This is a genomic window from Streptomyces sp. BF23-19, from assembly GCF_041106355.1.
Lineage (GTDB): Bacteria > Actinomycetota > Actinomycetes > Streptomycetales > Streptomycetaceae > Streptomyces > Streptomyces virginiae_A.
In genome coordinates this window covers 22,850-30,288 of record NZ_JBGBPT010000101.1, presented here as the reverse complement: position 1 = coordinate 30,288, position 7,439 = coordinate 22,850, and the positions used below count along the sequence as shown (strand labels likewise).

Sequence of the window (7,439 nt, the reverse complement as noted above, 5' to 3'; positions counted from 1 at the left end):
TGGACCAAGACCGCCGACCAGATCCTCGACCGCATCTGCCGCTACTGCGACAGGATCTCCAAACCAGGTCACTAGGTGCCGGCTCCCACGGGTATCCGGTCCGGCTCCGGCGTCCGGGGCGCGGACTCGCCCTCGCTCAGGCCGAACCTCTCGTGCAGGCGGCGCAGCGGGGCGGGGGCCCACCAGGTGGCCCGGCCGGTCAGCTTCATCACCGCCGGGACCAGGAGGCTGCGGACGACCATGGCGTCCATCAGGACCGCCAGCGCGATCCCGAGCCCCAGCATCTTGGTGTTGGTCACCCGGGAGGTGCCGATGGCCACCATCACCACCGCCAGGATCACGGCCGCCGCGGTGATCAGCCCGCCGGTGCGGGCCAGCCCCGTCCGGACGGCGCTCTCGTGGTCCCCGGTCCGGTCGTACTCCTCCTTGATGCGGGATATGAGGAACACCCCGTAGTCCATGGAGAGTCCGAAGGCGATGCAGAACATCAGCACCGGCAGGGTGGTCTCTATGTCGCCGGTGGCGGTGAAGGAGAGGAGCCCGGAGAGGTTGCCCTCCTGGAACACCCACACCACCGCCCCGAACATCGCGGTCAGGCTGAGTGCGTTGAGCAGCACCGCCTGCAGCGGTATCAGCAGGCTCCCGGTGAGCAGGAACACCAGCAGCAGCGTGGCGAGGACCACCAGGGCCGCCGCCGCGGGCAGCGCGCCGGCGATGGCCTGCTGCGCGTCGACGAGGACGGCCGCCTGTCCGGTCACCGAGGTCTTGAAGTCGGCGTCCACGGCGCGGACGTCGTCGACCAGGTCCCGGGCCGCCTCTCCCACGGCCTCGCCCTCGACGGACACCGAGAAGGAGGTGTACCGGCCTTGCGTCGCGGAGGCGATCGGCCCGTCGACCCGGATCACTCCGGGCAGGGCGGCCAGCCGGTCCCGGTAGGCCGCGAGGCTCTCGGGGCCGGGCGCTCCCTCGGCGAGCACGGTGAGACCGCCGCCGGGGCTGTTCGGGAAGCCGTCGCGGATCTGCTCCTGCACCACGTGGGAGGAGGCGTCCTTCGGGAGCTGCCGGTCGTCGACCGTGCCGAACTCGACGCCCATGAAAGGCAGTCCGAGGAGCAGCAGGCCCACGGTGGTGGCCACGGCGAACACCGGAGCGCGCCGCATCACGAGAGCGGCCGTCCAGCGCCAGCCCTTGCCCGTCTCCGCGGGCCCCGTCGCGGCCACCTCAGGCCGGCCCCGCCGCCACAGTCTGCGCAGGTCGAGGGCGTTGACCCGGTCGCCGAGGAGCAGCAGGGCGGCCGGCAGCAGGATCAGTGCGGCCGCTGCCGCGAGCAGGACCACCGCGACTCCGGCGTAGGCGAAGGAGCGCAGGAAGTACATGGGGAAGAAGAGCATCGCCGAGAGCGAGACGGCGACGGTGAGCGCCGAGAAGAGCACGGTGCGCCCGGCGGTGCGCAGGGTGATGCCGACCGCGGCGACCGGATCGTGCCCGGCGGCGAGTTCCTCGCGGAACCTGCGGACGATGAACAGCGCGTAGTCGACGGCGAGTCCGAGGCCGAGCGCGGTGGTCAGGTTCTGGGCGAAGACGGAGACGTCGGTGACCTCGGTGAGCCCGCGCAGGACGGCATTGGTGCCGAGGATGGCCACGATGCCCACGCCGAGGGGGAGCAGGGCGGCGACCGCGCTGCCGAAGACGAGGACGAGCAGGACGAGGGTGACCGGCAGGGCGATCAGCTCGGCGCGCAGCAGGTCTTCCTGGATGGTCCGGGTGACCTCGCGCTGGACCGCCGCGGGGCCGCCGAGGGACACCCGCACCGGGCCGTGTGCGCCCTCGTAGCGCGGGGCCATGCGTTCCAGGGTCGCGGTGGCCGTCTTCTCGTCGCCCTGGACGCGGGCGACGAGAAGTGCCTGCCGGCCGTCCTCCGAGCGCAGCGTGGGCAGCTGGGTGCGCCAGTACGAGCCGACGCCGACGACCCCCCGTTCGGCGGCGAGTGCGGTGGTGAGCCGCTCGGCTTCGGCGGCGACGGCGGGGTCGTCGACCCCGCCGGTGCCCGCCGCGGCGTCGACGAGCAGGAGCAGGTTGGGCTCGGAGTCCGGGAACTCCCGCTCCAGGGCCCGTGTGGCGTAGGTGGACTGGGCGCCCGGGTCCTCCCAGCCGCCACTTCCCAGCCGGTCGGCGACGCCGCCACCGGCGACCACGGCCAGGGCCGTGACCAGCAGGGCGAGCAGCAGCGTGAGCCGCGGCCGGGCCGTGACGAACCGGGTCCACCCCGGGTCCGCCCCGGAGGACGGCGGTTTCTTGACTTCGGACATGACTCGGTGTCCCCTTCACCGTGATTGCCAGGCCACTTAGACTGGCAAACACGAGCAGTCGCTCGCGTTTTTCAAGAATGCGAGCGATCACTCGCGTTTGTCAATCGCCCACGGGAAGCAGGGGATTGGACATGCCAGGGACACGTATGGGCAAAAACACCGAAAAGGGGACCAAGAGCTCCGCCACCGACACCGCGGACACCACCGATACCGGCACCACCGGCACCCCGCGCCGCCGTCAGGCCCGCGGCGAACGCCGGATCTCCCAGCTGCTGGCCGCGGCCGCCGGGGTGTTCTGCCGTACCGGCTACGCCTCGGCCAGCACCAACGCCATCGCCCGCGAGGCGGGCGTGTCGCCGGGCACCCTCTACCAGTACTTCCCCAACAAGGAGGCCATCGCGGTCGAGCTCGGAGGCCAGCTGCTCCAGCGCGCGCACGAGACGCACGGACAGGCCTTCCGCCCCGAGAACCTCCAGCGCCCGCTGCCCGAGCTGCTCGACGCCGTCCTCGACCCGGTCATCGCCTTCAACTGCGAGAACCCGGCTTTCTGGGCCCTCATGCACGGCACCGGCGTCCCCGGCATCGCCCAGGAGCACGAGGAGCTGCACGCCGGCCTGCTCGCCCGCATCGAGGCCGTGCTGCGCGACTTCTGCCCCGAGGCCTCGGCCCACGAGCTCGCCCACATCTCGAACATGATCCTGGGCATCTTCAAGTCGTCCCTCGACCTGATCCTGGCCCACGAGGGTGAGGAGCGCGCCGCCTACACCGCCGAGCTCAAGACCGTCCTGCTGCGCTACCTGGAGCCGATGATCACCACGACTCCCCCTCGCTGACCCGCCCGGCCCGGCCGGCCCGCACCACCTCGGCGCCCTCCGGGCCCCGCGCGCGGGCCAGCAGCCGCAGCCCCACCAGCGGGAACACCAGGACGGACAGCATCCCGGCCCCCACCAGCGCCGCCGCCACGCCCGGCGTCATCATCCCGTCCTCCACACCGAGCGTCGTGATGGCCACCACCAGCGGCAGCGCGGTGGACCCGAACAGCACCAGGGCCGAGCGTTCGTACCGCCCCAGGTCGCGCGGCACCAGCAGTCGGATCGGCAGACCGCGCACCACGAGGAAGAGCACCAGGAACACCGGCAGCAGCACCAGCTCCCACCCGCCCGACAGCAACGCGTCCAGGTCGAACTCGATCCCCGTGACCACGAAGAACAGCGGTACCAGGAAGCCGAACCCCATGGCCTCCACCTTCGACAGCACGGTCTCGCTGCTCTCCGGCGCGGCCCCGTGCAGGACCAGCCGGGTGATCAGCCCGGCCGCGAAGGCGCCGAGCAGCATGTCGAGGCCGAGCGCCTCGGACAACGCCAGCATCGCCACCAGCAGCAGGAGGACCAGCCGCACGGCGAACTGCGCGCTGCTGTGCAGGGTCTTGGCGATGACCCGGGAGAGCCACGGCGGCTTGGGCCGCAGCGCCCAGAACAGCGCCGCCGCCGTCAGCAGGGCGAAGGCCGCCAGCAGCGCGGCCGAGCCGGCCGGCGCGCGCCCGCTCAGCAGCAGCGACATGGCGATGATCGGCCCGAACTCGCCCACCGCGCCCATCGCCATCATCACGGCCCCGAACCGGCCCTGAAGGTCCCCGGTGTCCCTGAGGATCGGCAGGACGGCGCCCAGCGCCGTACTGGTGAGCGCGGTGCCCACGTACACACCCTGACCGAAGCCGCCGCCCCGGGCGAGCAGAGTGCCGATGGCCAGGCCCAGGGCGAGCGCGATCAGCCAGGCCCACACCGAGCGCTTGAGGGTGTCCCCCTTCACCCGGTCGAACCGGATCTCGTACCCGGCGAGGAAGATCAGCATGGCCAGCCCGAGCTGACTCAGTACGTCGACCACGTCGCCCGTGCCGGCCCAGCCGAGCACGTCCGGTCCGATCAGGATGCCGAGCAGGATCTCGAAGATCACCAGAGGGACCGAGATCCACCGCGACACCCCGTAGGCGAGCAGGGGTGCGAGTACCGCGGCCGCCATGATCAGGACGAGGCTTCCCGAGTGATCCATATCAGCCATTTACGTACAGTCCGCCCATACCGGCCAGTTTTCCCACGAGGATCGAAAGACCCGGAGCCGGTACTCGCTTTCATACCCCCCAGGGGTATAGTCTCGAAGTGTCGGGAGGACGGTGGAGCCATCGGCCGCCCCTCCCGGTGACCGGCACACGCCCCTGAAGAGGAGAACGACATGACCGCCGAGACGGACACCCAGACCACCACCGTCTACCGGGTGACCGGCATGACCTGCGGACACTGCGAGGGCGCGGTGACCACCGAGATCTCCGCCCTGCCGGGCGTCAGCACCGTCAAGGCCGTCGCCGCGACCGGCGAGGTCACCGTGGTCTCCGCCGCCCCGCTCGCGGACGAGGACGTCCGCGCCGCGGTGGACGAGGCCGGCTACGAGTTCGTCGGACAGGTCTGAGCGGCCGCCCCACCCGCACGGCACCCGCGGCAGCCCCGCGGGACCCCGCCGGGCCGTGCCGGCCAGCTCATACTGGTCCCGTACGGCCCGGCCATCCCCCTGGAGCCGGAACATGAGCAGCAGCACAGTGCACGACGGACCGATAACGGCGGTCGAACTCTCGATCGGCGGGATGACCTGCGCCTCCTGCGCCGCCCGCATCGAGAAGAAGCTCAACCGGATGGACGGCGTCGAGGCCTCGGTGAACTACGCCACCGAGAAGGCCCACGTCTCCTACACCGGTGACGTGCGGGTCGCCGACCTGATCGCGACCGTCGTCAAGACCGGCTACACCGCCGAGGAGCCTCCGCCGCCGCCCGCCCCGGAAGCCGTCGAAGAGGTACGCGGCGAAGCCGGCGCCGAAACCCCCGACCCGGTGCTCGCCGCGCTGCGGCAGCGCCTGCTGGTCTCCGTCGCGCTCGCCCTGCCCGTGATCCTGCTCGCGATGATCCCGGCCCTCCAGTTCGACAACTGGCAGTGGCTCTCCCTGACCCTCGCGGCCCCCGTCGTCATCTGGGGTGGATACCCCTTCCACAAGGCCGCCTGGACCAACGCCCGGCACGGCGCCGCGACCATGGACACCCTGGTCTCGGTCGGCACGCTGGCCGCCTTCACCTGGTCGCTGTGGGCCCTGTTCTTCGGCCACGCGGGCATGCCCGGCATGCGCCACGGCTTCGACCTCACCGTCTCCCGCACCGACGGCTCCTCCGCCATCTACCTGGAGGTCGCGGCCGGCGTCGTCTCCTTCATCCTGCTGGGCCGCTACCTGGAGGCCCGCTCCAAGCGGAAGGCGGGCGCCGCCCTCAAGGCCCTGCTGGAGCTGGGCGCCAAGGACGTCGTCGTCCTGCGCGCGGGCCAGGAGGTACGGATCCCGGTGAGCGCGCTCGCGGTCGGCGACCGGTTCGTCGTCCGCCCCGGCGAGAAGATCGCCACCGACGGCACCGTCGTCGAGGGCGGCTCCGCCGTGGACGCCTCCATGCTGACCGGCGAATCCGTCCCGGTCGACGTCGTCGTGGGCGACTCCGTCACCGGAGCCACCGTCAACACCTCCGGGCGCCTGGTCGTCGAGGCCACCCGGATCGGCGCCGACACCCAGCTCGCCCGGATGGCGAAGATGGTGGAGGACGCGCAGAACGGCAAGGCCGAGGTGCAGCGCCTCGCCGACCAGATCTCCGGGATCTTCGTACCCGTCGTCCTCGTGCTCGCCCTCGGCACCTGGATCACCTGGCTGCTGATCACCGACGACCCCACCGCCGCCTTCACCGCCGCCGTGGCCGTCCTGATCATCGCCTGCCCGTGCGCCCTGGGCCTGGCCACCCCGACCGCGCTGATGGTCGGCACCGGGCGGGGCGCGCAGCTCGGCATCCTGATCAAGGGCCCCGAGGTCCTGGAATCGACCCGTCGCGTGGACACCGTCGTCCTGGACAAGACCGGCACCGTCACCACCGGCCGGATGACCCTCGCCGGCGTCTTCACCGCCGAGGGCGTCGACGAGCGCGAACTCCTGCGCCTGGCCGGATCCCTGGAGCACGCCTCGGAGCACCCGATCGCCCGGGCCGTGGCCACCGGGGCGGCGGAGCGGGCCGGCTCCCTGCCGGTTCCGGAGTCGTTCGAGAACGTCGCCGGGCTCGGCGTCCAGGGCGTGGTCGACGGACACGCCGTCCTGGTGGGCCGCGAGCGGCTGCTGGCCGACTGGTCGATCGAGCTGCCGGCCGCCCTCGCCGAGGCCAAGGCGGCCGCCGAGGCCGCGGGCAGCACCGTCGTCCTGGTGGCCTGGGACGGCGCGGCGCGCGGGGCCCTGACCGTGGCCGACGCGGTCAAGGAGACCAGCGCCGAGGCGGTCTCGCGGCTGCGGGCGCTCGGCCTCACCCCGGTCCTGCTGACGGGTGACAACAAGGCCGTCGCCGCGACGGTGGCCCGCGAGGTGGGCATCGACGAGGTGATCGCCGAGGTCCTCCCGCAGGACAAGGTGGACGTCGTACGCCGCCTGCAGGCCGAGGGCCGTACGGTCGCGATGGTCGGCGACGGGGTCAACGACGCGGCCGCGCTGGCCCAGGCGGACCTCGGGCTGGCCATGGGCACCGGCACGGACGCGGCCATCGAGGCGGGCGACCTGACCCTCGTACGGGGCGACCTGCGGGTCGCGGCCGACGCGATCCGGCTCTCGCGCCGGACCCTGGCCACGATCAAGGGCAACCTGTTCTGGGCCTTCGGCTACAACGTGGCGGCCCTGCCGCTGGCGGCCGCCGGTCTGCTCAACCCGATGATCGCGGGGGCCGCGATGGCCTTCTCCTCGGTCTTCGTGGTGACCAACAGCCTCCGGTTGCGGTCCTTCCGCTAGTGACCCCCTCCCCACCGTCCGCACACTTCCTTCACGGGAGACGCAGATCACAGTGACCGCAACGTAACCATCCGGGGTCGTCGCGGGTCTAATGGGGCGATACCAAGAACGTCTTGGGGGACGTTTCACGGAGGCCTGGGGGGTTTCCGTGGGTATCAGCCGGCCGGGACACGTGCCCGCGGGAGGCTTTGAGCGGCCCTCCCGGACGAACGGGTCCCGGCACACCGACGCCCCGACTCGGGTCCCGTGGGGGGAATCCGTTTCGGGGAAAAGGGAAGCGCCCCGAC

At 71.9% G+C, this 7,439-nt stretch carries 5 protein-coding genes; 3 read left to right on the top strand and 2 right to left on the bottom strand.

Going from position 1 to position 7,439, the window contains the following annotated elements; all coding sequences use genetic code 11:
* Positions 1 to 71: 71 nt before the first annotated feature.
* Entirely contained in the window at positions 72 to 2,309 is a 2,238-nt protein-coding gene (locus AB8A24_RS37590) for an MMPL family transporter (RefSeq protein WP_369478733.1), read from the bottom strand.
* 146 nt (positions 2,310 to 2,455) lie between these two features.
* Between AB8A24_RS37590 and AB8A24_RS37585 the strand changes: the two genes are divergently transcribed.
* Positions 2,456 to 3,142 carry a TetR family transcriptional regulator gene (locus AB8A24_RS37585; protein WP_369478732.1) on the top strand — a complete coding sequence of 229 codons (687 nt, stop codon included), beginning with the start codon at positions 2,456 to 2,458 and terminating at the stop codon, positions 3,140 to 3,142.
* On the opposite strand, the gene AB8A24_RS37580 is transcribed toward AB8A24_RS37585, so the two are convergent.
* Positions 3,120 to 4,358 (bottom strand): cation:proton antiporter, encoded by a 1,239-nt coding sequence (locus AB8A24_RS37580; protein ID WP_369478734.1) that lies wholly within the window; start codon positions 4,356 to 4,358, stop codon positions 3,120 to 3,122. The two genes, AB8A24_RS37585 and AB8A24_RS37580, sit on opposite strands and share 23 nt — an antisense overlap.
* 180 nt (positions 4,359 to 4,538) lie before the next feature.
* On the opposite strand from AB8A24_RS37580, the gene AB8A24_RS37575 reads away from it, so the two are divergent.
* Together AB8A24_RS37575 and AB8A24_RS37570 are read left to right on the top strand one after the other, a co-directional pair.
* A complete protein-coding gene (locus tag AB8A24_RS37575; protein WP_030716022.1) occupies positions 4,539 to 4,772 on the top strand; it encodes a heavy-metal-associated domain-containing protein in 234 nt (77 codons plus the stop codon).
* 112 nt (positions 4,773 to 4,884) lie between these two features.
* Positions 4,885 to 7,152, top strand: coding sequence for a heavy metal translocating P-type ATPase (locus tag AB8A24_RS37570; RefSeq protein ID WP_369478731.1), 2,268 nt, complete (start codon positions 4,885 to 4,887; stop codon positions 7,150 to 7,152).
* Positions 7,153 to 7,439: the final 287 nt, after the last annotated feature.